Below are 24683 nucleotides of genomic sequence, written 5' to 3'. Positions count from 1 at the left end.
CTCGCGCCACGTCAATGTGGACGAAACCAAAACGCCCCCGTATCACTCGGGGGCGTTTTTTTCGGAGATCCCAATGCCCCTGACCCCAATAGCTGACAAGATCGAACGCGGCCTTCAGAAATTGCCGTTTGATGAAAGCCTGAAGCTCGATTGCGGCGACGATGGCGTCATCGTGTTGCAGGATGGCGCGCTGTCGCGGGAAGACGCGGACACCGCCTGCACGATCTCACTGTCGCACGCCAATCTGGAAAGGCTCATGAAGGGCAAGTTGAACCCGATGACAGCCTTTGCGATGGGCAAAATCAAAGTGTCCGGGGATGTGTCGGTCGCAATGCGGCTGGGGCAGCTACTTAAGGGTTAGTCAGACCCTGTTTCGGCCAAAAAAGCCTCGACCTCTGCGCGGTTTGGCATGGCATCTGCGGTGCCGTGGCGCGTAACTTGAATGGCCGAGGCCGCCGCGCCCAGTCGCATGGCGTCCCGGATTTCCAATCCCTGATCCAGCCCCGCCACGACATAGCCAATGAAACAATCGCCCGCGCCTGTTGTGTCAATCGGGTCCACCTTGAAGGCTGGAACCTCGACCTGCTGACCTGTCGCGCCGACCCGCCACACGGCACCCTGCGCGCCCTTGGTGATCAGCAGGTTTGGCGCGTCAATTTCATCTGTCGAGACGCCGAGCGCATCGGAAAGCTGTGTGGCCTCAACCTCGTTCACCACAAGAAGGTCGGTCACGGGTAACATCTGTGCTGCGCATTTGGCGTCGAAGGGCGCGGCGGAGTAGACCACGAACAGGCCTTTTTCTCGTGCCATTTTGGCCGCCTCAAATGTCAGAACCGTTTCGTTCTGCAAGATCAACGTGTCGTTCGGCCCCGCATTCCCCAGCGCATCTGCGATCTGCGCCTCAGTAATTTGTGCATTTGCGCCCGAAAACAGAACAATCATATTTTCACCCGCCGCATCAATGCAGATATTGGCGTGTCCTGTGCTGATCTTTTGCATCGTGACGTTGCCGGTTTCGACGCCTGCCTTTGACAGTCGCGCTTTGCACCAAGCCCCCTCCGACCCGATCGCACCGATATGATGAACGGTCGCCCCGGCCAGCGCTGCGGCGATAGACTGGTTTGCGCCCTTTCCGCCCAAACCAACACGATACCCGTTTGAAGCCAGTGTTTCGCCCGGCTTGGGCAAATGATCGACGTCGTAGAAATTATCGATGTTAATCGAGCCCAGATTATAGATCGCCACGGTGGCCTCCTGTTTTCCTGACAGCCTATTGCGCTGGACAACGATCACAAGGGAAAGCTAGGTTGGCGCAGCAAAGACCTAAGGTTTATTCGGGTTTCTGAATCTGCAATTCCCCTTGTATTCCATTGTATACCGTATAAATGGGCGGTAACGCGCATCAAAGCCTGGAGACAACCATGACCACCAAGATCCAAGCAACCCTTATTCCCGGCGATGGCATTGGCCCGGAAATCACCAAAGCCGTGACCGCCATCCTTGACCACATGGGCAACCCTTTCGAATGGGATGTGCAGCACGCTGGCCTGTCAGGAATTGACGCATCAGGCGACCCGCTTCCGCAGGCCACCATCGACAGTATCCGCCGCACCAAGCTGGCGCTGAAAGGCCCGCTGACCACGCCGGTCGGCGGTGGCTTCAAGTCGATCAACCTGCAACTGCGCCAAGAATTTGAGCTTTTTGCCAACGTGCGCCCCACCAAGACGATCAAGACCGATGGGCGCTATGACAATATCGACATGGTGATTTTCCGCGAGAACCTCGAAGGCTATTACATCGCCGACGAAGGCTACATGGAGCATAACGGCGACCCGAAGGGTAAAGTTTACTCGACCGGCTACAACACCAAAGATGAAGCGCGCCGGATCACCCGCGCGGCGTTCGATTACGCTGTGGCGAATGGGCGCAAGAAGGTCTCGATCGTGCACAAGGCCAATATCCTGAAGCTGCTGTCCGGCATGTTTCTGGAAGAAGCCCGCGAGGTGGCGAAGGAATACGAGGGGCGCGTCGAGGTTGATGAACGCATCGTTGATGCCTGCGCTATGCAGATGGTCATGTATCCCGAAGCGTTTGATGTGATCGTCACCACAAACCTGTTTGGCGACATTCTGTCCGACCTTGCCGCCGGTCTGGTCGGCGGTCTGGGGCTGGCCCCCGGCGCGAACATCGGCGAAGACGCAGCAATTTTTGAGGCCGTCCATGGATCGGCCCCCGACATTGCCGGCCAACAAAAAGCCAACCCCTGCGCCTTTCTGATGGCCGCTGGTCTGATGTTGGAACATGTTGGCCTGAATGCCGATGCCGATCGCCTGAAAAAGGCTGTGATAGACACTGTTCAGGCCAAAGATCGCGTCACCCCCGATCTGGGTGGCACCGGCAATACAATGTCGATCGCCGAAGCGATCATGGACCGTCTGTAGGCGCGATTGACGCGCCTCAAAGACAGCCAAGACCAATCATGCGAGCTTGCTTCTCAAGGAGGCTCGCATGACCGAACTGATTACCGTCACAAACGACACCGTCGAAAAGCACGGCTTTTTCTGCAAGATGAGCGCGCGTAAGACCAGCGCGTGGAAGCGGAAGCGCGCATGGCTCGCCGATCGCTTTGACGAAGGCTTGCAGCTGCGGCTGCTGGGCGACGGCGAACGCGGATTTGTCGAATTTATCCCGGCTGAATTCGCTTGGCGCGGGATTGAAAACGCGAAGGGTCTGGTCGCCATCCACTGTATCTGGGTCGTCGGTAAAAGCCGGGGTCAAGGTCACGCACAATTGCTGCTGGACGAAGTCGAAAACTGGTCCCGTGACAACGGATTTCTCGGCGTGACCGCGCTGACTCGATCCGGCAACTGGTTGGTCGACAAGAAACTTCTGACGCCGCGGGGTTACCTGTCGGTCGATCAAGCCGATCCGAATTTCGACCTTGTCTTGAAGTCGTTCAAGAAAGGCCCCACCCCATCTATTGTTGGCGAGGCGACAGAAAAGGCCAAGGCCTGCGGTCCCGGCCTAACGGTATTTCACAGCGCGCAGTGCCCGTATCTGGAAGACGCGGTCAGCAACGCAAAAGACGCGGCAGACGAGGCGGGCATTCCCTTCCACGCGATTGAAGTCACATCCGCAAAGCAGCTTCGGCAGTCCGTTCCGAACCCCTATGGTGTCTTTTCGATCGTCCATGATGGGCGCGAGATTGCCAGCCACTACCTTTTGAAGAAGCAGATATTGCCACTGCTTGCGTTATCATAGCTGAAATCGGCCCCTGCGTCGGCAAGTCCCTTTTTTTTCGCGGCGATCTTGTGTATGTGGGTGTGGAATTCTCACCTTTCACCGTCCGGGCATTGACCCCGCGGTGAAGCTCTCCGCGAAAAAAAGAGGTGTCCTGACATGACCGATACATCGCAACCAGACATTCTGTATACCATTGTAGACGAAGCGCCCGAACTTGCTAGCGCCTCGTTCCTGCCGATCATTAAACGGTTCGCTTCTGCCGCTGGTGTGACCGTCGGCACCAAAGATATCTCGCTTGCGGCGCGCATCATCTCGACTTTCCCGGAGAACCTGACGGCAGAGCAACGCCAATCCGACGATTTGGCCGAACTTGGCAACCTGGTGAAAACGCCCGACGCGAATGTCATCAAGCTGCCCAACATCTCGGCCTCGGTGCCGCAACTTGTCGCCGCGGTGGAAGAGCTTCAAGCGCAGGGCTACAAGCTGCCCGACTATCCTGAAGAGCCCAAGACAGACGAAGAAAAAGCCATCCGTGCGCGCTACGACGCCATCAAAGGGTCGGCGGTGAACCCGGTTCTGCGCGAAGGAAACTCTGACCGTCGCGCGGCGAAGGCTGTGAAGAACTTCGCCCAAAAGAACCCGCATTCGATGGGGGAATGGTCGTCGGACAGCAAGACCAAAGTCTCGTCCATGCCGGACAATGATTTCTATGCGAACGAGAAGTCCGCAACGATCACCGCCGCGCAAGCGGGCGATGCAAAGATCGAATTTGTTGCCAAAGACTTCAGCGTCACCGTTCTGAAAGATGGCTGGACGCTGGACGAAGGCACCATCGCGGATGCCACATTCATGTCGGCCCGCGCGCTGGGTGCTTTCCTGGCAGACGCCATTGAAGACACCAAGAAAGACGGCACCATGTTCTCGCTTCACATGAAAGCGACGATGATGAAGGTGTCGGATCCAATCATCTTTGGTCACGCCGTGAAAGCATGGCTCGCGCCCGTGTTCGACAAGTTTGGCGACAAGCTGGAAGCGTTGGGCGTGAACCCGAACTCCGGCATGGGCGACCTGCTGGAACGCGTCGAAGGCGACGCCGAGATTATGTCCGCCATTGAAGCTCTGACCGCTGAGCGTCCCGCCATGTATATGGTCGACTCGGACAAGGGCATCACCAACCTGCATGTGCCGTCGGACGTGATCATCGACGCCTCGATGCCCGCCGTGATCCGCGCGGGCGGCAAGGGTTGGGACGCCGCTGGCAAGAAAGGCGACACCAACTGTGTGATCCCCGACCGCTGCTACGCAACCGTCTATGACGAAACGATCAACTTCTTCAAACAGAACGGCAAGCTCGATATCACCACCGCAGGGGCCGTGGCCAATGTGGGTCTAATGGCGCAGAAAGCTGAAGAATACGGCTCGCACCCCACCACGTTCGAAGCCCCCACAGATGGCACCATCCGCATCGTATTGGCAAACGGCGACACGCTGCATTCGCACGACGTTGAGGCCGGTGACATCTGGCGCGCTTGCACCGTGAAGAAGGCTCCGATTGAAAACTGGATCGAGCTGGCGATGGATCGCCAGCGCCTGACCGGTTCGGAAGCGATCTTCTGGCTGGACGCAAACCGCGCCCATGACGCCGAGCTGATCAAATATGTGAAGCCAGCGCTGAAAGCGGCCGGTGTGGCGGACAAGTTCCAGATCATGGCGCCGCGCGAAGCGACCCGCCAGTCGCTGGAAACCATCACCGCGGGCAGGGATTCGATTGCCATCACCGGCAACGTGCTGCGCGACTATCTGACCGACCTGTTCCCAATCCTTGAGCTTGGCACCTCGGCCAAGATGTTGTCGATCGTGAAACTGATGCAGGGCGGTGGGTTGTTTGAAACCGGTGCCGGTGGCTCTGCCCCCAAGCACGTTCAGCAGTTGGTCGAAGAAAACCACCTGCGCTGGGATTCGATGGGCGAGTTCTGTGCGCTTGGTGAAAGCCTGAACTTCCTTGCTGACGCGAAAGGCAACGCCAAGGCGGGTGTTCTGGGGGCTGCCGCCGAGGACGCCACGCAAGGTATCCTGGACAAGAACCGCTCGCCCTCGCGCAAAGTGGGCGAGCCCGACAACCGCGACAGCCACTATTGGTTCGCCCGCTATTGGGCCGAAGCACTGGCGGCGCAGACGGATGACGCCGAGATTGCGGCGGAGTTTGCACCCGTGGCGAAAGCTCTGGCCGATGGTGAAAGTGCCATCTTGGCTGAAATCGCAGCCGTCCAAGGCCCAGCAGCTGACATCGGGGGTTATTACCATCCGAGCGTCGAGAAGAAGGCGAAAGTGATGCGGCCCAGCGCGACGCTGAACGCCATCATCGGCTAAGCCGAGACCACATAATATAGAAACACCCCGTCAGAAATTGGCGGGGTGTTTTGTTTCAACGCCCCTTAAGGCGCGCCATTCAGCACCCCCGCGCGCAATAGCTCATCCCGGTTGGGAAACCATATTGACGTGTTCGGGCTGTCATAGATGCGGTTCAAGAACGTCTCTGATACGCCTTGTTTCATGAAAGATGCGCGATCCCGCTCTTGCTCGGCAGAAACGTCAAACTGCGGCAATTTAGCTGCGTTCAACAGCGCATACCCATGAAAGCCAATCCGCGCCTCTGGGCCCGAGGTTCGCTGAGTTCCCGCAACAAACACAATCGTACAGGCCGAACTGCATTGCCCATCGACATGAGTGTCCAACCCAGCGGCCGCAACCAATTTCGCAACACCGCGCGCTTCGAAAATATTGCCACCAGTGCTGTCCAGATACACGGTGCGAAGGTCCGCGTTCTGCGCCAAAAGATCGGCCATACGCTTGGTCACGCCCAGCGTTATCTCACCGTGAAACAGGATCATCTGTTCGTCCGCATCCACGGTCAAATCATATTGGGCGGCGCGCAACCGGTCCATTTTGGCCGAAAAGAGCTCCTCCATCGGTGGTGGGTTTGCGGCCAGAATCAAGCCCCACCATTGCGACAGCATAACCGCGACCGCCGCCAAAAATGCGATCATCCCACCCCAAAGCGGTATCATCGAGCTTGACCCTGCAAGGTTGCGTTCGGTCGCACGGAAATAGCCAACGCTTTGCCAAATCAGCGCCGCCAGATCGAGCGCGATGGCGGCCAACAGAATGGCTTTTGGCAATGGTTGCGCCCAAGTCAGAAATGCAAGCCCGCCAAAGACAGCAACGCGCAGCGCGACGCCATTCATCCAGAACGAGCGCATCAAAGGCTGTTCGCCGCGCCAGTGGGTGATCACATATCCCATGCCCCAGAGTAGGGGCGCGGCGCGTGGTCGGTCAAATAGCGCTCTCGGCCTATTTCTCGCCCAGTCGCGCCGCTGCCAGAACCGCCATGTTCAGAATGTCGTTCGAGGTCGAGTTTGTCGAACAAATCTGGATCGGTTGGTCAATACCAGAGAGGATCGGGCCAATGACAGTTGCACCCGCCAGCTCCTGCATCATTTTGACCGAGATTGAAGCCGAATGCCGCGCTGGCACCACAAGCACGTTGGCCGGGGCCGACAAGCGGCAGAACGGATATTGCGCCAACACGTCGGCATTCAAGGCCACATCGGCGGTCATCTCACCGTCAAATTCGAAATCCACTCCGCGCGCTTCCAGAATGGCGGGCGCTTCATGCATCTTTTCGGCGCGCTCAGACACCGGATAGCCGAAGGTCGAGAAGCTGACGAACGCCACACGCGGCTCTAACCCAAGGCCGCGCGCGACGGCTGCGGCGCGTTCGGCGATGTTGGCCAGGTCTTCGGTTTCGGGCCATTCATGCACCAACGTATCGGCGATCAGCACGATCCGACCTTTGTGAAGAACCGCCGTCACTCCAACAGCCCCGTCGGTCGCACGGGCGTCAAACACGTGATTGATGCGGTCCAGAACATAGGCTGATTTCCGGGTTGCGCCCGTGACCAGCCCATCGCCATGACCATGCGCGAGCATCAGAGATGCAAACACATGCCTGTCACGCGCCGCCAGCCGACGAATATCATGGTGATCAAATCCAGTCCGCTGCAGGCGATTGTAAAGGAAGTCTTTATACGCGGGCAGATCATCTGTATTTGCGGCGTTCACCACGCGAAGCTCGCGTACGGCGTCGCCCAATCCCTCGGCTTCAAGTTTGGCCTTCACGTCCTCAGCACGCCCAACCACCAATGCGCGGCCATATCCGTTGCGTTGATATTGAACGGCAGCGCGCAAAACCTGCGGTGTGTCGCCTTCGGCAAAGATCATCGTCGCCTGATTTTTACGCGCGCGCGCTGTGATCCCGCGCAGGATCGAGGCTGTCGGATCCATCCGCGCCTTCAACGACATCTCGTAGCCGTCCATATCAATGATCGGGCGACGCGCGACACCGGTGTCCATCCCGGCCCGCGCAACAGCGGGTGGGATCACATAAATCAAGCGCGGATCAAATGGCGTAGGGATGATATAGTCGCGCCCAAAGGTCAGCTTTTTTCCGTAAGCCAGTGCGACCTCATCCGGCACGTCTTCGCGCGCCAATTCGGCCAAGGCGCGTGCGCAAGCGATCTTCATTTCGTCATTGATGGCGCGGGCGTTGATATCCAGCGCGCCGCGGAACAGATAGGGAAAGCCCAATACGTTGTTCACTTGGTTGGGATAGTCTGAGCGACCGGTGGCAACGATGGCATCATTGCGCACCTCGTGCGCTTCTTCCGGCGTGATCTCTGGGTCCGGGTTGGCCATCGCGAAAATCACCGGGTTGTCCGCCATCGACGCGACCATCTCTTGCGTCACGGCTCCCTTCACCGACACGCCAAGGAATACGTCCGCGCCCTCCATCGCTTCTTCCAGTGTGCGCAGGTCTGTATTGGCGGCGTGGGCGGATTTCCATTGGTTCATGCCGTCCTTGCGGCCCTGATAGATAACGCCCTTGGTGTCGCAGACGATGCAATTGTCGTGCTTGGCACCCATCGCCTTGATCAGCTCGATGCAGGCGATCCCGGCGGCACCTGCGCCGTTTGCGACAATGCGGCAATCCTCGATTTTCTTGCCGGACAGATGCAGCGCGTTCATCAGACCCGCCGCACAGATCACCGCCGTGCCGTGCTGGTCGTCATGGAAGACGGGAATATCCATTTCTTCCTTCAGGCGCTGCTCGATAATGAAACACTCGGGCGCTTTGATGTCCTCAAGGTTGATGCCGCCGAAGGTCGGGCCCATCAGCTTTACGGCATTGATGAAAGCTTCGGGGTCTTCCGTATCAAGCTCGATATCGATCGAGTTCACGTCGGCAAACCGCTTGAACAGAACCGCTTTGCCCTCCATCACCGGTTTTGACGCCAACGCGCCAAGATTTCCCAGACCCAGCACCGCCGTGCCGTTCGAAATAACAGCGACCAGATTGCCCTTGTTGGTATAATCATAAGCCGTTTGCGGGTCAGCCGCGATCGACTCGCACGGGACCGCGACGCCCGGACTGTAGGCCAGGGAAAGATCGCGCTGCGTCGTCATCGGGACAGAGGGCGTGATTTCGAACTTTCCCGGCATGGGGTCCAAATGGAAGGCCAGTGCTTCCTCGGGTGTGATCTTGGCTTTGGGCATAAGTGGCGGCCTTTGTAAATTGGTCTTGAACGACCAACCCTTACAGGGGGTCCGCCCTGGCCTCAACCGCTATTCGCGAAATTATCTGTCGTTTGGCAGAGTGCCTGTATAACTTTACGAAACCAATGTCGATCTTGCAGCAACAACTGGAATAATACAAGCATCCCTGACCAAGACTTACATCGCCACCCATTCATACGTGCCTTTTTGATGCGATCAGCCTATATCTTTGACAACGAATAAGAGGTTTCATGTGGCACATAAGGTCCTACTTACCGGCGGCGCGGGGTTCATCGGGTCGCACACTTACGTCGCCCTGAAGAACGCAGGGTATGACGCGATCATCGTTGATAACTTCTCGAACGCGCGGCGGGATGTGACTGACCGGCTTGAGATTATCACAGGCGCACCGGTGGAATGTATCGAGGGCGATGTGCTTGACGGTGTCCTTCTGGATCGCATCTTTGCAGAGCACACAATCGACGCGGTCATTCACTATGCTGCCCTTAAGGCGGTCGGCGAAAGTATGGGCAAACCGCTTGACTACCTGAACACCAATATCGCCGGGCTGTATTCACTATTGGACGCGATGCAACGGGCCGATGTGTTCACATTAGTGTTTTCTTCCTCGGCGACGGTCTATGGCCAGCCCGACCACCTGCCCGTTGATGAGGCCGCGCCGCGCGGTTTCAACAACCCTTATGGCTATACCAAGCTGGTATGCGAACAATCGCTGGAACAGATTTCGGCGGCTGATGACCGTTGGGCATTCGGTGTGCTGCGGTATTTCAACCCGGTGGGCGCCCATGAAACCGGCTTGATCGGCGAAGACCCCAATGACATTCCGAACAATCTTGTGCCCTATATCGCCAAGGTTGCGACAGGCGAGCAAGATCAGCTTTCCGTCTGGGGCGACGATTATGACACGCCCGATGGCACCGGCATTCGCGACTACATCCATGTGACTGATTTGGCGCGGGGGCACGTGCAATCGTTGGATGCCTTGCTAAAATCGCGCCAAGGGCATGTCGTAAACCTTGGCACCGGAACCGGGTACTCGGTTCTTGAAGTGGTGAAGGCCTATGAGCGCGCTGCCGGGCGGGCGCTGCCTTACCGGATCGCGCCCCGCCGACCAGGTGACGTGGCCTGCGTCTATGGCGACACCAAACTCGCCCGCGAATTGTTGGGGTTTGAGGCGGAATTGGGATTGGATGACATGTGCGCGTCCAGCTGGAACTGGGTCTCGCGCCGCAAAAACACCTGATGCCCCTTTCGCCTTTGATGTGAAGTCCATAGTCTGGCGCAAACCGGACCATGGGGGACCTGAGGTGAGCGATACGACGGCCAAAGTCACGCCGATGATGGCGCAGTTTGTTGAGATCAAGAAAGATTATCCCGACGCGCTTCTGTTCTATCGCATGGGCGACTTTTACGAGCTGTTCTTTGATGACGCTGTCGCCGCTGCGGCCGCCTTGGATATCGCCCTGACCAAACGCGGCAAGCATCTGGGCGAAGACATTCCGATGTGCGGCGTGCCGGTGCATTCCGCCGAAGGCTATCTTCTGACGCTCATCCGCAAAGGCTTTCGCGTCGCCGTCTGCGAGCAAATGGAAGACCCCGCCGAGGCCAAGAAGCGTGGATCCAAATCCGTCGTGAAACGCGGTGTGGTCCGGCTGGTCACACCCGGCACAATAACCGAAGAAAGTCTGTTGGACGCGCGCCGCCATAATTTCCTCTCCGCTTACAACGAAGTTCGCGATCAAGCCGCTTTGGCTTGGGTCGACATTTCGACGGGCGCATTTCGGGTCATGCCCTGCACCCGCACGCGGCTGTCCCCCGAATTGGCCCGCCTTGCCCCGCGCGAACTGGTCATGTGTGACGATCTAAGCGCGGAATTGGGCGAATTAGTCTCTGAATCTGGCGCATCTGGCACCGATCTTGGCCGTGCGGCGTTTGACAGCACAAGTGCGGAAAAACGACTGCAAGAGCTGTTCAAAGTTGGCTCGCTGGATGGGTTTGGCACCTTCAGTCGCGCCGAGATGGGGGCGATGGGTGCGATTGTCGAATATCTCGACATCACACAGAAAGGCAAACTACCGCTGCTGCGTCCGCCGGTTCGCGAAATGGCGCACGGGACAATGCAGATCGACGCCGCAACCCGCCGCAATCTTGAACTGACACACAGCCTGTCAGGTGGTCGGGACGGATCACTATTGTCGGTGATTGACCGCACCACGACCGCCGGTGGTGGGCGGCTGTTAGAGCGGCGACTGTCCAGCCCGTCATGCGATCTGGGTGAAATTCACGACCGGCTAGAAGGCGTCACGTTTTTCATTGATGCATCGCGCATGGCAGAAAACATTCGCGGCGCGCTGCGCAAGGTGCCCGACATGGATCGCGCCCTGTCGCGGCTCGGCCTTGACCGTGGTGGCCCGCGTGATCTGACCGCCATTAGCAGTGGCATCACGGCCGCCGCCGACATTGCCGAATTGTTGTCCGATCAAGACTTGCCGGAAATACTCGCCGACGCCACGCGCGCGCTGGTCGGCCACGACGCCCTGTCGCAGTTGCTGGAAGATGCTCTGGTCGCAGAACCCCCGCTGCTTGCGCGCGATGGCGGATTTATCGCACCGGGTTACAACACCGATTTGGACGAAGCGCGCCAATTGCGCGACGAAGGGCGCGGCGTTATTGCCGGGATGCAGGCGCGGTATGCGGAGCACACCGGCATCAGCGCGCTTAAGATAAAACACAACAATGTGCTTGGCTATTTCATCGAAACAACCGCCACCCATGCGCAGAAGATGCTGGGCGCACCATTGTCCGAACACTATATCCACCGTCAAACCACCGCCAATGCGATGCGGTTCACCACAGTCGCGCTCAGCGATATGGAAACCAAGATTCTGAACGCTGGAAATCGCGCGTTGGAGATCGAAAAACGGCTCTATTCCACCTTAGTTTCGCAAGTTTTGGACCAGGCCGCCGAAATTGCGAACACCGCCCGTGCGTTGGCGGAACTGGACGTTGCGGCAGGCTTCGCTGATTTGGCCCGCTCAGAAAACTGGTCATCGCCAAAGGTCGATGACAGCCGTGTATTCGACATCCAAGCCGGTCGTCACCCGGTGGTCGAGGCGTCGTTGAAACGATCCGGTGATCCGTTCGTCGCCAATGACTGCGATCTATCAGATGGCGACCATGACGCGAATATATGGCTTTTGACCGGCCCCAACATGGCAGGTAAATCGACCTTCTTGCGGCAAAATGCCCTGATCGCCCTGCTGGCACAAAGCGGCAGCTATGTCCCGGCCCGAGCCGCGCATATCGGCATTGTTTCACAGCTGTTCAGCCGGGTTGGCGCCTCAGACGATCTGGCGCGCGGGCGATCAACTTTCATGGTTGAAATGGTCGAAACCGCTGCCATTCTGAACCAAGCCGACGACCGTGCCCTGGTGATCCTGGATGAAATCGGGCGCGGCACAGCTACCTATGACGGGTTGTCTATCGCTTGGGCCACGCTGGAACATCTGCACGACGTCAATCGTTGCCGCGCCCTGTTCGCCACCCATTATCACGAAATGACACAATTGGCCGCAAAGCTAGATGGTGTAGAAAACGCCACCATCGCCGTGAAAGAATGGGAAGGCGAAGTCGTCTTCCTGCACGAGGTGCGCAAAGGCGCGGCTGACCGGTCTTACGGGGTGCAGGTCGCGAAACTTGCAGGCTTACCCGACAGCGTCATTGCGCGGGCGAATGTTGTGCTCGAAGCGCTTGAGAAAGGTGAACGCGAAGGCACCGGCCAGAAGGCGGTGATTGACGACCTGCCGCTGTTTGCCGCAATGCCCGCGCCCGTCCAAGCGCCGCCCGCCGGGCCGTCGGAGGTTGAGAAAACGCTTGCGGATATTCAGCCCGACAGCTTGCGCCCGATTGAGGCACTAAACCTGCTGTATCAGTTGAAAGAGAAGCTGGAACACTAACGAAAAACGCCCCCGAGAACCGGAGGCGTTGTCGTTACTATCATCGGTTTACTTCGGTGTTGAAGACACACCAACCTGCGCCGGGCGAAGCAGCCGGTCATGCAGCATGAACCCTTCGGCCATCACCTGAATGATGTCACCCGCCTTGGTGCCGGGCAGCGGGGCCTCAAACATCGCTTCGTGCACTTCGGGGTCAAACTTTTCGCCAACTTCTGGCGACAGCAAGCGGATGCCGTGCTTTTCGAAAATGTTCAGAAGCGACCGCATGGTCAGCTCGACGCCTTCGACCAGCGCTTTTGCGCCATCACCAGCGTCGCCCGCGGCTTCCAGCGCACGTTTCATGTTGTCGTAAACCGGCAGCATATCACGCGCCAGTTTTGATCCGCCATACTGCTCGGCCTCGCGACGATCCCGATCACCGCGCTTGCGTGTGTTTTCAGCATCGGCCAAAGCGCGCATGAAGCGGTCTTTGAATTCGTCACGCTCTGCACGCAATGCGTCCAGCTCGTCGACCGTCTCAACCTCAGTCAGGTCAATATTCACTTCCTCGGTCATCAGCTCTTCAAGCGTTGTGTCCAAGTTCTCTACTGCATCGTTCTTTGCGTCAGCCATCTCTTCGCCTTTACCTTCGATCCGAGATCATCTTGCCGATCAATTGCGCGGTGTAATCCACGATGGGCACGATCCGTCCATAGTTCAATCGCGTGGGTCCGATGACCCCTACCGCACCAATGATCTTTCGATCAGCGTTCATATAAGGTGAAACCACCAAAGAGCTACCCGAAAGTGAGAAAAGTTTGTTCTCTGACCCAATAAAAATGCGCACACCCTCGCCTTGATCGGCAAGTTCAAGGAATTCTGCGATGTCACGCTTGCGTTCAAGGTCATCAAACAGCGTTTTTATCTTCTCAAGATCAGCCGCTTCCGCATCTTCGGCCAACAGATTCGACCGGCCCCGCACGATCAGACGCTCGTAAGGTTGGCCTTCATTCTCCCAAAGTGCGGCACCACTTTCGACCAGATCCTGCGCCAGAACGTCCAATTCCTGCCGACGGGTCTTAATCTCGTGCGTCACGATGGTTTGCAGCTCCGAGATTGTGCGCCCCTCGGCCAGAGCGTTCAGAAAATTCGCCGCCTCGCGCATTGACGATGGCGTTTGACCAATCGGCGGCGTGAAAACACGGTTCTCAACATGTCCGTCAGCAAAGACCAACACCACCAACGCCCGGTCAGCGCCAAGCGACACAAACTCGATATGTTTGATCGGTGCTTCGTGTTTCGGGGTCAGAACAAGGCTGGCCCCTGCGGTAATACCAGACAGCGCGGACCCGACTCGATCCATCATCGTGTTGATATTGCTGTCAGACTTACCAACCGTTGCGTCAATTTTCTGACGATCGCCTTGATCCAGATTGGACACTTCCAAAAGCCCGTCGACAAACATCCGCAATCCAAGCTCGGTCGGTATGCGGCCGGCTGAGATATGCGGGCTGCCCAACAGCCCCATAAACTCGAGGTCCTGCATGACGTTGCGAATGGTCGCCGCGCTGACTTTTTCGGTCAAGGCGCGGGTCAGCGTGCGCGACCCCACCGGGGCACCCGTGCTCAGGTAGCTTTCAACCACGCTTCGAAACACCTCGCGCGAACGGGCGTTCATATCGTTCATCAGATCTGGACGGTCTTCCATGCGCAATCGCCTTGCCTTTTCGCCAGAGCCATGGGTATCACGCCTTTGAACATGAAACAAAGGGGGAAGCTCATGCGCCCATCAGGTCGGAATCTAGATCAAATGCGCCCGGTTTCAATCGAGACCGGAGTCACAAAGCATGCCGAAGGTTCGTGCATGATTAAAATGGGTGACACGCATGTGCTGTGCACTGCCTCGCTTGAGGAACGCGTGCCGCCGTTTCTGCGCAATTCCGGCAAGGGCTGGGTGACCGCAGAATACGGTATGCTACCCCGCTCCACCGGGTCGCGGATGCGTCGCGAAGCCGCAGCCGGCAAGCAAGGCGGGCGGACGGTCGAAATCCAACGCCTGATCGGTCGTTCACTGCGCGCCGGTGTTGATCTGGTTGGTCTTGGCGAGCGGCAAATCACCGTCGATTGCGATGTTATTCAGGCCGATGGCGGAACGCGCTGTGCGGCGATCACCGGCGGCTGGGTTGCGTTGCGTCTGGCCGTGAACAAGCTGCTGAAGGCAGGTGACATCACCTCCAACCCGCTGGTTGATCCGGTGGCTGCTGTGTCATGCGGCATTTATGCAGGCCAGCCGGTGCTTGATCTGGATTATCCCGAGGATAGCGAAGCTGGCGTTGACGGCAACTTCGTCCTTTGCGGTCCCAAACTGATCGAGGTGCAAATGTCCGCTGAAGGGTCGACCTTCACCCGCGACCAAATGAACGAGCTGATGAACCTTGCCGACAAAGGCGTGTCCGAGCTGGTCGCCGCTCAGTTAGAGGCAACGAGCTAATGCGCAAGTTCACGGGCAAGGAGCTTGTCATCGCGACCCATAATGACGGCAAGCTGCGCGAAATTTCCGCGTTGCTAGAGCCTTTTGGCGTCAAAGTGACATCGGCGGGGGCTCTTGGTTTGGATGAGCCTGAGGAAACCGAAGACACCTTCGTCGGCAATGCCCGGATCAAGGCGCACTTTGCCGCAAAGGCCTCTGGCCTGCCCGCGCTGTCCGACGACAGCGGCATCATGGTCGATGCGCTGGACGGCGCACCGGGTGTTTACACCGCAGATTGGGCCGAAACGCCCAATGGTCGTGATTTTCCGATGGCGATGGAAAAAACATGGGCGCTTCTGGAAGAAAAGAACGCGCCACACCCGCGCTTGGCCAAGTTTTGTGCCACGCTGTGCCTGGCTTGGCCCGATGGGCATGACGAGGTATTCGAAGGCAGCGTTGATGGGCACCTGACATGGCCCATGCGCGGCGATCTTGGGTTCGGATATGACCCCATTTTCGTGCCAAACGGTCACGACATCACCTTTGGTGAAATGGACCCGGCCGAGAAACATCAGATGAGCCACCGCGCCGACGCGTTCGCTAAACTTGTGCGTGGCGCATTTGCTTGAAAATTGGCAAATCGGCGGGTTCGGACTGTATGTCCACTGGCCGTTTTGCCAATCCAAATGCCCCTATTGCGATTTCAACAGCCATGTTGTCGCGTCGATCGACCATGACGCTTGGCTAAACGCCTATGTCGCCGAAATTGACCGTTATGCTGCTGAAACCCCGGATCGCATCTTAAGCTCAATCTATTTTGGCGGCGGGACACCAAGCCTGATGGCACCTGCGACCGTCGGCGCGATCATCAAGCGGGCGGCGCGTCACTGGACTTTCGCAAACGATATCGAAATCACGTTAGAGGCCAATCCCGGATCAATCGAGGCGCGGAACTTCGCGGGCTACAAAGCGGCGGGCGTCAATCGGATCTCAATCGGCATTCAGGCCTTGAACGATACGGACCTAAAGCGACTGGGGCGGCTTCATTCTGTAGACGAGGCGCAGCGTGCCCTATCCTTGGCCAAAGCGCTTTTTGACCGGGTGAGCTTTGACTTGATCTATGCCCGTCAGGACCAGACTCTTGATGCTTGGAGGACCGAATTGGAAACAGCGCTTGATTATGGCCCCGACCACCTGTCGCTGTATCAACTTACCATCGAGCCCGGAACCGCTTTCGGTGCGCGATTCGATGCGGGCAAGCTGCGCGGACTGCCCGAGGAAGATCTTGCGACAGATATGTATTTCATGACGCAATCCACCTGTGAAACCGCCGGCCTGCCCGCCTACGAGGTATCGAACCACGCCAAGCCGGGTCAGGAAAGCCAACACAACCTGATCTATTGGCGGTCCGGTGATTGGGTGGGCATTGGCCCCGGCGCGCATGGGCGTCTGACATTGAACGATGGGCGCTATGCCACGGAAACCGCCCTTGCCCCAACGATCTGGCTGCCCGCCGCTGCGTCTGGACGCGGTGAAAGCCAACGGGCCGCCTTGCCACGCGACGAACAAGTGACCGAGCTTCTACTGATGGGGCTTCGGACCGTCGAAGGCATCGACCTTCGGCGTCTTGAATCGCAGCACGGCACAACCATTAATTTCAATAAAATCAATGAGTTATCCAGCATAGACCTTGTTGAAGTGGCCGACCACATGCTGAAAGCCACCGATAAGGGGCGCCCGGTTCTAAATGGTATTCTGCGCGAGCTAGTCCCAGATTAAGACGACAGTTTTCCGCACAGCGTATCCAGATCATCCAGCGACCCATAGCGCACCGTCACCGTGCCTGATTCGCCATCTGCGGCATGGTCAATCTGCACCTTCATGCCCAAGGCTGCGGCCAGATCACCTTCAAGCGCGCGCGTATCTGCGTCTTTCTCGGCCTTTGGGCGAGGAGGCTTTACGGTCTTCGTCTTTGGTGACTTCGCCAATGCTTCGGCGGCACGAACCGATAGACCCTTTGCGATGATCTGCCGGGCCAGCTGTATAGGGTTATCCGCCGTCACCAATGTCCGGGCATGACCGGCGCTTAGTTTGCCGTCACGTACAAATCCCTGCACTTCGTCCGGCAGGTTCAGCAAGCGCAGAAGGTTCGCGATATGGCTGCGGCTTTTCCCCAGCGCTTCCGAGACTTTTTCTTGCGTATGGCCAAATCTGTCCATCAGGTCGCGATAGCCGGCGGCCTCTTCAATAGCATTCAGATCAGCCCGTTGGATGTTCTCGATGATCGCGACTTCCAAGGCTTCGGTGTCACTATACTCCCGCACGATAACTGGAAGCTCGTGCAGCTGCGCCATCTGTGACGCGCGCCAGCGTCGCTCGCCCGCAACAATTTCATATTCGCCGTCCACGCCAGCTTTGGGGCGCACGATAAGTGGCTGGATCACACCCTTTTCGCGGATCGACGCGGCCAAATCTTCCAGCTGCTCTTCAGTAAACCGACGTCGCGGCTGTTCGGGGTTGGGTGTGACCTTCTCGACCGGCACCATCATATCCGGACGGCGCTGCGCCGGTACATTCGTCGCTTCTTCAGTCGAAACATCGGCCATCAACGCAGACAGACCGCGACCCAAACCACGTTGTTTTTGGTTTTTGCTCATATCAGCCTCTCAAATTCCGTTTGGTCAGTTCCGTCGCCAGATTGCGATAGGCCCGACTGCCTTTTGACGTGGGATCATACATTAACACCGGAAGCGCGAAAGAGGGCGCTTCGCTGACGCGCACATTACGCGGGATCATGGTTTCAAACACCAGATCGCCCAGATTGTCGCGCGCGTCCGCTTCAACCTGGCGCGAAAGGTTGTTGCGGGTGTCGAACATCGTCAAGACGACGCCTTCGATCCGCAGGTTGGGGTTTGCAGTTTCCCGAATTTCACGAATGCTAAGCATCAGCTGCGACAGACCCTCCAACGCAAAAAACTCGCTTTGTAATGGGATCAAAACGCTGTCAGACGCCACCAAAGCGTTGACGGTCAGCAGATTCAGCGACGGCGGACAATCAATCAGCACGTAATCCAGTTTCAAATCAGCCACCCCGGAAGCGCGCACGGCATCATGCAGAAGATGGCTGCGTTTTTCGTTTGAAACCAATTCGATATCCGCAGACGACAGGTCCGTCGTAGCAGGTGCGATCCACAGGTTTTCGACGTCGGTTTCCTGCAAAACCTCGGTCAAGGGGGCTTCTTCAAGCAACAGATCGTAGGTCGTAAGCTTGCGATCTACGACCTCGACACCCAGCCCGGTGGAGGCGTTACCTTGTGGATCAATATCTATCAGAAGAACCTTTTTTCCCGCCTCAGCCAGTGCAGCACCCAGGTTGATCGTAGTCGTCGTCTTGCCGACGCCGCCTTTTTGATTGGTGATCGCAATGATCTTCGGGCCTTGGCCATTGAATATATCAGGCACGATTTAGATCTCCGATCTTCAAAACAACGGCGTCCGGGTGCGTCTTGCTAGGATATGTATCCAGTTGAAACCGCCAAACTTCAAGCGCTTCTTCGACCTCAGAACGGTAATTTTCACCCTTTAAAAAAATACCCATCCCGGCTGGTGCCAAATGCCGGTCGGCGTAGCCTAGCAGGTCTTTCAGTGGTGCCAGCGCACGGGCTGAAACGACGTCAGCATTTTGCGGCGTCACCGCCTCGATGCGTTCGGATAGGATTGTCGCGTTAACATCCGCTTCGCGAACAACCGTTCGCAGAAACGTGGCCTTCCGAATATCACTTTCGATACAGACTGTCTGGCGCTTTGGATCACGATCTTGGGCCATGATCGCAACAATTAGGCCCGGGAATCCCCCTCCTGTGCCCATATCGCACCATGTTTTCATGGATTCTGGCGTCAAATCGATGATCTGTGCGGAATCTAAGAAATGTCGCGACCAAAGCGTCGCAAGTGTCGACGGCGCCACCAGGTTGATGGCCGGGTTCCACTTTTGCAGAAGCGCGGCATAAACCCCCAACTTCTCTATTGTTTCACGTGAAACATCGTAGTCGGCGAGCAGCTCCTTGCCCGTCATGCCGACCGCTTCCGGGTCACGCGGCGTAGCTTGGCCAGAATCAAGGTCATTGCTGCCGGGGTCATCCCCTCAACGCGACCGGCTTGTGCAAGCGTTCTGGGGCGAGCATGCGCCAGCTTGCTGGACAGCTCATTCGATAGCCCCTCTAAAGCCTCATAGTTGAAGTCGTCGGGAATGCGATGCGCCTCGTCCCGCTGCAGCGCCTCAACATCGCGGGCCTGGCGTTCGATATAATGCGCATACATTGCATCGCGCGAAATCTGTGTTTGAACCTCGACTGGAATTTCCGCAAAGGACTGATCCAATTCAATAATCATAGAATAATCCACGTTCGGAAAAGCCAGCAATTCAAAAGCCGTGCGCTTGGTTCCGTCCTTGCGAACGGTCATGCCAAGACTTTCAAGATCCTGCGGTGTAAATGTCCTTTTTGTCAGCGCGGCTTTAGCGAGCGCGAGACCCTCGGCCTTATTTTCAAAGGCTTTTCGTCGGTTTACCCCGACGCAACCTAGTGAAATACCAAGCGGCGTGAGTCGCTGATCTGCATTGTCGGCCCGCAAAGACAGCCGATATTCGGCCCGCGACGTAAACATCCGGTAGGGTTCTGTCACGCCGCGCGTTATCAGGTCGTCAACCATTACGCCCATGTAGGAGTTTGCCCGCGAAAAATTCACCGAATCGCGGCTTTGCGCGGCCAGCGCCGCGTTCAGGCCAGCGATCAGGCCTTGTGCGGCAGCCTCTTCATATCCTGTTGTGCCGTTAATTTGGCCAGCGAGGTAAAGACCGGACACATCGCGAAGCTCCAGAGTTTCCGTCAGCGAGCGTGGATCAACGTAATCGTATTCAATCGCATAGCCCGGTTGCGAAATCTCGGCTCGTTCGAGCCCAACAATTGACCTGACATAGGCGTCTTGAACCTCGACAGGCAGCGACGTGCTAATCCCGTTCGGATAAACCGTGTGATCGCTCAGCCCTTCTGGCTCGAGGAAAATTTGGTGGGACCCTTTGTCGGCAAACCGCACGATCTTATCTTCGATTGACGGGCAATAGCGTGGGCCAACACCGTCGATCCGACCACCATACATCGCGGATTTATCCAAGTTTTCCCGAATAATATCATGGGTTTGGGTGTTCGTATGGGTGATCCCACACGAAATTTGCCGCGCAATCGGTCTTGTATTTAGAAACGAAAAGACGACCGGGTCTTCGTCGCCCGGTTGGCTGTCGAGGATGTCCCAATTTATTGTGCGACCGTCAAGACGCGGTGGCGTGCCAGTCTTGAGCCGACCCAAAGGCAGGCCGAAACTGTCAATGCGTTCTGCGAGTTTGATCGATGGTCGATCGCCCATACGACCACCCGAAGTTTGCTTGTCCCCAACATGGATGATTCCACGAAGGAAAGTGCCTGTGGTCAAGATAACGGCTGCGGATCGAAGCTCACTGCCGTCCTGCAGAACGACACCGGACACGCGATCACCGTCCATCAGAAGGTCGGTCACCTCGCCTTCCAGAACGGTCAGGTTGGGCGCGCTCGAAATCTCGGACTGCATCGCTGCGCGGTACAGCTTGCGGTCGGCCTGCGCGCGCGGGCCCTGCACAGCGGGGCCTTTGCGGCGGTTGAGCAGGCGGAACTGGATGCCTGCTTGATCGGCAACCCGGCCCATTAAGCCATCCAGCGCGTCGATCTCGCGCACCAAGTGCCCTTTACCAAGTCCACCTATGGCAGGATTGCAGGACATGACACCCAGATCTTCTTTTCGGAGTGTTATCAAGGCCGTGCGTGCGTTTAGGCGCGCGGATGCGTGTGCTGCATCTGCGCCTGCGTGGCCTCCGCCAACGACGATCACATCAAAGTCACGATGTTTCACGTGAAACACTCCATTCCTATTGTCGAGCGCCTATTTTCCAAGGCAAAAGCTCGCGAATATCTCATCAAGCAGATGCTCTACATCGACACGGCCAACCAAACTATCAAGGGCGCGGATCGCTGTTCGGATTTCTTCCGCCGCAAATTCCGCCCGCTCGGGTCCGTGTTGTACCTCGATTCGAGCGTCATCCAAAGCGCCAAGCGCCCGCTCCATCGCAATCCGATGCCGCGCGCGCGTGGCGATCCCCGCACCTTTCACCCGGTCTTCAAGCAGTTCGCCGATTCGGGCAACCAGCCTATCCACCCCCTGCCCGGTCAGACCGGATACTGCCAAGCCGTCGGTCCCGTGTATATCCGCTTTGCCCAGCACGACGATATCGTCAGACTGAGGATCAAGGGGCAGAATTTCATCGTCCACTGACTTTAGAAAAATACGAAGGTCGGCCGCCTTTGCGCGCGACAATGCGCGTTCAACGCCGATTGCTTCAACCTCGTCCTGTGCGTCGCGAAGGCCGGCGGTGTCCAGAACCGTTACAGGCAATCCAGCAAGCTCCATCTGCACTTCGATTACATCGCGGGTTGTCCCGGCAATCTCGGACGTAATAGCAGCGTCACGCCCCGCGAGCGCGTTTAGAAGCGTGGACTTTCCGGCATTGGGTGCGCCAACAATCGCGACTTCGAACCCATCGCGAATCCGCTCGGCGATACGCGTGCCAGCGGTTTCTTTGGCTAACGTCGTCAAAACACCATCCAGAAGTTCATTAACTTCCGGTGAGACGTCAACCGGCACGTCTTCGTCTGCGAAATCGATAGTGGCTTCCAGCAACGCGGCCGCGCGGATCAGATCACGCCGCCAGCCTTCGGCGATGTCGCCCAGTGCACCGGATAGGACGGTGAACGCCTGTCTCCGCTGCGCCTCGGTTTCGGCATCAAGCAGATCAGCCAGACCTTCAACCTGTGCCAGATCCAGTCGTTCATTTTCCAACGCCCGCCGGGTGAATTCGCCCGGCTCCGCCAGACGTAGATCAGGGTAGCCAGATAGCGCGTCCAACACGGCTCGGACCACGGCGGTTGAGCCATGAAGCTGAAACTCCACAACCTGTTCGCCTGTGAAGCTTGCGCCTTCGTCGAAACACAGCACCAAGGCTTCGTCCAGAACAAACCCTTCGCTGCCCTTCAGACTGCGCAGCCCGGCCTTGCGGATGGCTGGCAGACTTCCCGCCATGGAGCGCGCAGCTGAAAACGCGTGTGGCCCGGAAATCCGGACCACCGCAACACCTGCTTTACCGCGGGCACTGGCAAGAGAATAGATCGTATCCATATTTAACCCATTGTATTATAACAATAAGTTACGTGTTCATCGAATCGAAGAAATCGGCGTTTGACTTGGTTTGTTTCAGCTTCGAGATCAGGAATTCGATGGCATCTGTGGTGCCCATCGGGTTCAGAATCCGGCGCAATACATAGCTTTTCTGCAAGTCCTTCGAATCCACCAGAAGTTCTTCTTTCCGGGTGCCGGATTTCAGAATGTCGATGGCGGGGTAAACGCGTTTGTCGGCCACCTTGCGATCCAGAACAATCTCGCTGTTGCCGGTGCCTTTGAATTCTTCAAAGATGACCTCGTCCATCCGCGACCCGGTGTCGATCAGCGCGGTCGAGATGATGGTCAGGGATCCACCCTCTTCGATGTTCCGGGCAGCCCCGAAGAAGCGTTTTGGACGTTGCAGCGCGTTGGCATCCACACCGCCGGTCAGAACCTTACCGGATGACGGCACTGTGGTGTTGAACGCGCGGCCCAGACGGGTGATCGAGTCGAGCAAGATGACCACGTCACGCTTGTGTTCAACCAGACGCTTCGCCTTCTCAATAACCATCTCGGCCACGGCAACGTGGCGGGTCGCGGGTTCGTCAAAAGTCGACGATACAACCTCACCCTTCACCGACCGCTGCATGTCCGTCACCTCTTCCGGGCGTTCGTCGATCAGCAGAACGATCAGATAGCATTCGGGGTGGTTGGTCGCGATCGAATGAGCAATATTTTGCAGCAGCACGGTTTTACCGGTCCGCGGCGGGGCAACGATCAGCGCGCGCTGGCCTTTGCCGATCGGTGACACAAGGTCGATGATCCGGGCCGAACGGTCCTTGATAGTGGGATCTTCGATCTCCATTTTCAGTCGTTCGTCGGGGTACAGCGGTGTCAGGTTGTCAAACGCCACTTTATGCTTGGCCAGTTCGGGATCGCCAAAATTGATCTTCTCAACCGACGTGATGGCGAAGTAGTTTTCGTTCTCTCCCGGCGCTTGGATGATGCCTTCAATCGTATCACCGGTGCGCAGCGAGTATTGGCGAATCATATCGGGCGAGACGTAGATGTCATCAGGCCCGGACAGATAGTTGGCTTCTGGCGAGCGCAGGAAACCAAAGCCGTCTTGCACAACTTCAAGCACGCCGTCGCCCCCGATGATCCATTCATCATCAGCCAACTCTTTCAGGATCGAGAACATCATCTCGCCCTTGCGCATCGTCGATGCGTTTTCGATTTCAAGCTCTTCCGCCATATCGACAAGCTCTTTCGGGCTTTTGGCTTTGAGTTCGGCGAGGTTCAGACGGTTATCGGACATGGGGATGCTCTGGGATTGCCTTAGGACGGCATGCAAAGGCGCAATGCGGTCAAAGTAGAAATGGGAAACATGCGGAACCGGACGGCTCGCGTTACAGGTGACATACGGCTGATAGCGGTTCGAGTCAACGCTCTCAGAATTTTACGATGACCGAGAAGACGATGATCAACATCAAGATCGTCGGAAATTCGTTCATGATCCGATACCGACGACCTGTCAGGGTGTTGGACCCAGCAACAAATTCCTTTCGCCGCGCGCCCAACCACATGTGAAACCACGTCAGAAGAATGACCGACAGCGCTTTCGTCCAGGGCCAAACCATCGACCAATCAACGATGCCGGGTGTCATCACCAGCAACAACCCAAACAGCCACGTGCTGATCATGGCGGGGTTCATGATCGCCTTTAGAAGGCGACGTTCCATGGTCTGAAAAAGATCATCCGTTTCATTACCTGATCCGACCACCTCGACGTGATAGACAAACAGGCGTGGCAGATAGAAGATGCCAGCCATCCATGCGATGACCGACACAACGTGCAGGGATTTCGTCCATGGATAAATATCGGCCAGAAACTCGCCCATTCTAAGCACTCCTTTTTACGCCACGGGGTTCGGCCCTTCTTAAAATAATAAAGAAGAAGAAAGAAAGATGATGTTTATGTAGGGGCTGTGCATAATGGGGATTAATGACTTGTCCATCGCGTTATCAACAGGTGGATATATTGGAACCCCGGTACATGTAGAATATCGTAACCTTATGTAAGAAAGCGAAAAATGACCTGTTCGGATGGGGATAAGCAAAGGGATAAAATTTGCTCAATTGATGAAAACCCTCAAGCA

At 57.1% G+C, this 24683-nt stretch carries 21 protein-coding genes; 9 read left to right on the top strand and 12 right to left on the bottom strand.

The genetic code is table 11. The features are described 5' to 3' along the window. The first annotated feature begins 73 nt into the window (after positions 1-73). Positions 74-361, top strand: coding sequence for an SCP2 sterol-binding domain-containing protein (locus tag MUY35_RS05475; protein WP_248364558.1), 288 nt, complete (start codon positions 74-76; stop codon positions 359-361). On the opposite strand, the gene MUY35_RS05470 is transcribed toward MUY35_RS05475, so the two are convergent. Continuing rightward, the gene (locus MUY35_RS05470) at positions 358-1245 is read right to left on the bottom strand and encodes a ribokinase (RefSeq protein WP_248364556.1); all 888 of its coding nucleotides are present in this window, start codon (positions 1243-1245) and stop codon (positions 358-360) included. The genes MUY35_RS05475 and MUY35_RS05470 overlap by 4 nt on opposite strands. Positions 1246-1421: 176 nt before the next feature. Between MUY35_RS05470 and MUY35_RS05465 the strand changes: the two genes are divergently transcribed. The 3 genes from MUY35_RS05465 to MUY35_RS05455 all read left to right on the top strand — a co-directional run bounded on the left by MUY35_RS05465 (position 1422) and on the right by MUY35_RS05455 (position 5613). After that, a complete protein-coding gene (locus tag MUY35_RS05465; RefSeq protein WP_248364554.1) occupies positions 1422-2441 on the top strand; it encodes an isocitrate/isopropylmalate family dehydrogenase in 1020 nt (339 codons plus the stop codon). A gap of 67 nt (positions 2442-2508) precedes the next feature. Continuing rightward, a complete protein-coding gene (locus MUY35_RS05460; RefSeq protein WP_248364552.1) occupies positions 2509-3261 on the top strand; it encodes a GNAT family N-acetyltransferase in 753 nt (250 codons plus the stop codon). Between the two features lie 138 nt (positions 3262-3399). After that, positions 3400-5613, top strand: coding sequence for an NADP-dependent isocitrate dehydrogenase (locus MUY35_RS05455; protein WP_248364550.1), 2214 nt, complete (start codon positions 3400-3402; stop codon positions 5611-5613). 65 nt (positions 5614-5678) lie between these two features. On the opposite strand, the gene MUY35_RS05450 is transcribed toward MUY35_RS05455, so the two are convergent. Together MUY35_RS05450 and MUY35_RS05445 are read right to left on the bottom strand one after the other, a co-directional pair. Beyond that, positions 5679-6545 carry a hypothetical protein gene (locus MUY35_RS05450; RefSeq protein WP_248364548.1) on the bottom strand — a complete coding sequence of 289 codons (867 nt, stop codon included), beginning with the start codon at positions 6543-6545 and terminating at the stop codon, positions 5679-5681. 49 nt (positions 6546-6594) lie between these two features. Further along, complete coding sequence (locus MUY35_RS05445) at positions 6595-8856, bottom strand: NADP-dependent malic enzyme (RefSeq protein ID WP_248364546.1); 2262 nt, start codon at positions 8854-8856, stop codon at positions 6595-6597. A 253-nt stretch (positions 8857-9109) separates the two neighbouring features. Here MUY35_RS05445 and galE point away from each other — a divergent pair, with 253 nt between their 5' ends. Beyond that, entirely contained in the window at positions 9110-10120 is a 1011-nt protein-coding gene (gene galE, locus MUY35_RS05440; RefSeq protein WP_248364542.1) for a UDP-glucose 4-epimerase GalE, read from the top strand. A gap of 94 nt (positions 10121-10214) precedes the next feature. Next, positions 10215-12833, top strand: coding sequence for a DNA mismatch repair protein MutS (gene mutS, locus MUY35_RS05435; protein ID WP_248364917.1), 2619 nt, complete (start codon positions 10215-10217; stop codon positions 12831-12833). A 48-nt stretch (positions 12834-12881) separates the two neighbouring features. Here the strand turns inward: mutS and MUY35_RS05430 are convergent, their stop codons facing one another. After that, complete coding sequence (locus MUY35_RS05430; protein ID WP_248364540.1) at positions 12882-13445, bottom strand: nucleotide exchange factor GrpE; 564 nt, start codon at positions 13443-13445, stop codon at positions 12882-12884. 10 nt (positions 13446-13455) lie between these two features. Beyond that, positions 13456-14520: a heat-inducible transcriptional repressor HrcA gene (gene hrcA / locus MUY35_RS05425; RefSeq protein WP_248364538.1), complete on the bottom strand. Its 1065-nt coding sequence runs from the start codon at positions 14518-14520 to the stop codon at positions 13456-13458. A 72-nt stretch (positions 14521-14592) separates the two neighbouring features. Here hrcA and rph point away from each other — a divergent pair, with 72 nt between their 5' ends. Genes rph through hemW form a run of 3 tightly spaced genes read left to right on the top strand, consistent with a single transcriptional unit; the run spans position 14593 to position 17061 of the window. Beyond that, positions 14593-15303 carry a ribonuclease PH gene (gene rph / locus MUY35_RS05420; RefSeq protein WP_248364536.1) on the top strand — a complete coding sequence of 237 codons (711 nt, stop codon included), beginning with the start codon at positions 14593-14595 and terminating at the stop codon, positions 15301-15303. Next, positions 15303-15911: an RdgB/HAM1 family non-canonical purine NTP pyrophosphatase gene (gene rdgB / locus MUY35_RS05415; RefSeq protein WP_248364534.1), complete on the top strand. Its 609-nt coding sequence runs from the start codon at positions 15303-15305 to the stop codon at positions 15909-15911. Before rph ends, rdgB begins: the two co-directional genes overlap by 1 nt. Continuing rightward, on the top strand, positions 15904-17061 hold the full coding sequence (hemW, locus tag MUY35_RS05410; RefSeq protein ID WP_248364532.1) for a radical SAM family heme chaperone HemW: 1158 nt from the start codon (positions 15904-15906) through the stop codon (positions 17059-17061). The genes rdgB and hemW overlap by 8 nt, the downstream gene beginning before the upstream one ends. Here the strand turns inward: hemW and MUY35_RS05405 are convergent. The 7 genes from MUY35_RS05405 to MUY35_RS05375 all read right to left on the bottom strand — a co-directional run bounded on the left by MUY35_RS05405 (position 17058) and on the right by MUY35_RS05375 (position 24425). Next, positions 17058-17939, bottom strand: coding sequence for a ParB/RepB/Spo0J family partition protein (locus tag MUY35_RS05405; protein ID WP_248364530.1), 882 nt, complete (start codon positions 17937-17939; stop codon positions 17058-17060). The genes hemW and MUY35_RS05405 overlap by 4 nt on opposite strands. A gap of 1 nt (position 17940) precedes the next feature. Beyond that, entirely contained in the window at positions 17941-18744 is an 804-nt protein-coding gene (locus tag MUY35_RS05400) for an AAA family ATPase (RefSeq protein ID WP_248364529.1), read from the bottom strand. Beyond that, positions 18737-19357, bottom strand: a complete 621-nt coding sequence (gene rsmG / locus MUY35_RS05395; RefSeq protein ID WP_248364528.1) for a 16S rRNA (guanine(527)-N(7))-methyltransferase RsmG — start codon at positions 19355-19357, stop codon at positions 18737-18739. The genes MUY35_RS05400 and rsmG overlap by 8 nt, the downstream gene beginning before the upstream one ends. Further along, on the bottom strand, positions 19354-21222 hold the full coding sequence (gene mnmG, locus MUY35_RS05390) for a tRNA uridine-5-carboxymethylaminomethyl(34) synthesis enzyme MnmG (RefSeq protein ID WP_248364527.1): 1869 nt from the start codon (positions 21220-21222) through the stop codon (positions 19354-19356). The genes rsmG and mnmG overlap by 4 nt, the downstream gene beginning before the upstream one ends. A 30-nt stretch (positions 21223-21252) precedes the next feature. Continuing rightward, positions 21253-22542: a tRNA uridine-5-carboxymethylaminomethyl(34) synthesis GTPase MnmE gene (mnmE, locus tag MUY35_RS05385; protein WP_248364525.1), complete on the bottom strand. Its 1290-nt coding sequence runs from the start codon at positions 22540-22542 to the stop codon at positions 21253-21255. 28 nt (positions 22543-22570) lie between these two features. After that, on the bottom strand, positions 22571-23842 hold the full coding sequence (gene rho / locus MUY35_RS05380; protein ID WP_248364523.1) for a transcription termination factor Rho: 1272 nt from the start codon (positions 23840-23842) through the stop codon (positions 22571-22573). A 133-nt stretch (positions 23843-23975) separates the two neighbouring features. Beyond that, a complete protein-coding gene (locus MUY35_RS05375; RefSeq protein ID WP_248364521.1) occupies positions 23976-24425 on the bottom strand; it encodes a CopD family protein in 450 nt (149 codons plus the stop codon). Positions 24426-24683 lie beyond the last annotated feature (258 nt).

The sequence above is a fragment of the Aliiroseovarius sp. S1339 genome, assembly GCF_023195695.1.
GTDB lineage: Bacteria > Pseudomonadota > Alphaproteobacteria > Rhodobacterales > Rhodobacteraceae > Aliiroseovarius.
The sequence above is the reverse complement of the archived record's forward strand: the minus strand, read 5'-3'. Positions and strand labels throughout refer to the sequence as shown.

What these genes read in the sequence shown, in the direction of transcription:
- MUY35_RS05475 (WP_248364558.1), top strand. Translation starts at nt 74, where the DNA reads ATGCCCCTGACCCCAATAGCTGACAAGATCGAACGCGGCCTTCAGAAA.
- MUY35_RS05465 (WP_248364554.1), top strand. Translation starts at nt 1,422, where the DNA reads ATGACCACCAAGATCCAAGCAACCCTTATTCCCGGCGATGGCATTGGC.
- MUY35_RS05460 (WP_248364552.1), top strand. Translation starts at nt 2,509, where the DNA reads ATGACCGAACTGATTACCGTCACAAACGACACCGTCGAAAAGCACGGC.
- MUY35_RS05455 (WP_248364550.1), top strand. Translation starts at nt 3,400, where the DNA reads ATGACCGATACATCGCAACCAGACATTCTGTATACCATTGTAGACGAA.
- MUY35_RS05450 (WP_248364548.1), bottom strand. Translation starts at nt 6,545, where the DNA reads ATGGGATATGTGATCACCCACTGGCGCGGCGAACAGCCTTTGATGCGC.
- MUY35_RS05445 (WP_248364546.1), bottom strand. Translation starts at nt 8,856, where the DNA reads ATGCCCAAAGCCAAGATCACACCCGAGGAAGCACTGGCCTTCCATTTG.
- mutS (WP_248364917.1), top strand. Translation starts at nt 10,215, where the DNA reads ATGATGGCGCAGTTTGTTGAGATCAAGAAAGATTATCCCGACGCGCTT.
- MUY35_RS05430 (WP_248364540.1), bottom strand. Translation starts at nt 13,445, where the DNA reads ATGGCTGACGCAAAGAACGATGCAGTAGAGAACTTGGACACAACGCTT.
- hrcA (WP_248364538.1), bottom strand. Translation starts at nt 14,520, where the DNA reads ATGGAAGACCGTCCAGATCTGATGAACGATATGAACGCCCGTTCGCGC.
- rph (WP_248364536.1), top strand. Translation starts at nt 14,593, where the DNA reads ATGCGCCCATCAGGTCGGAATCTAGATCAAATGCGCCCGGTTTCAATC.
- rdgB (WP_248364534.1), top strand. Translation starts at nt 15,303, where the DNA reads ATGCGCAAGTTCACGGGCAAGGAGCTTGTCATCGCGACCCATAATGAC.
- MUY35_RS05405 (WP_248364530.1), bottom strand. Translation starts at nt 17,939, where the DNA reads ATGAGCAAAAACCAAAAACAACGTGGTTTGGGTCGCGGTCTGTCTGCG.
- rsmG (WP_248364528.1), bottom strand. Translation starts at nt 19,357, where the DNA reads ATGACGGGCAAGGAGCTGCTCGCCGACTACGATGTTTCACGTGAAACA.
- mnmE (WP_248364525.1), bottom strand. Translation starts at nt 22,542, where the DNA reads ATGGATACGATCTATTCTCTTGCCAGTGCCCGCGGTAAAGCAGGTGTT.
- rho (WP_248364523.1), bottom strand. Translation starts at nt 23,842, where the DNA reads ATGTCCGATAACCGTCTGAACCTCGCCGAACTCAAAGCCAAAAGCCCG.
- MUY35_RS05375 (WP_248364521.1), bottom strand. Translation starts at nt 24,425, where the DNA reads ATGGGCGAGTTTCTGGCCGATATTTATCCATGGACGAAATCCCTGCAC.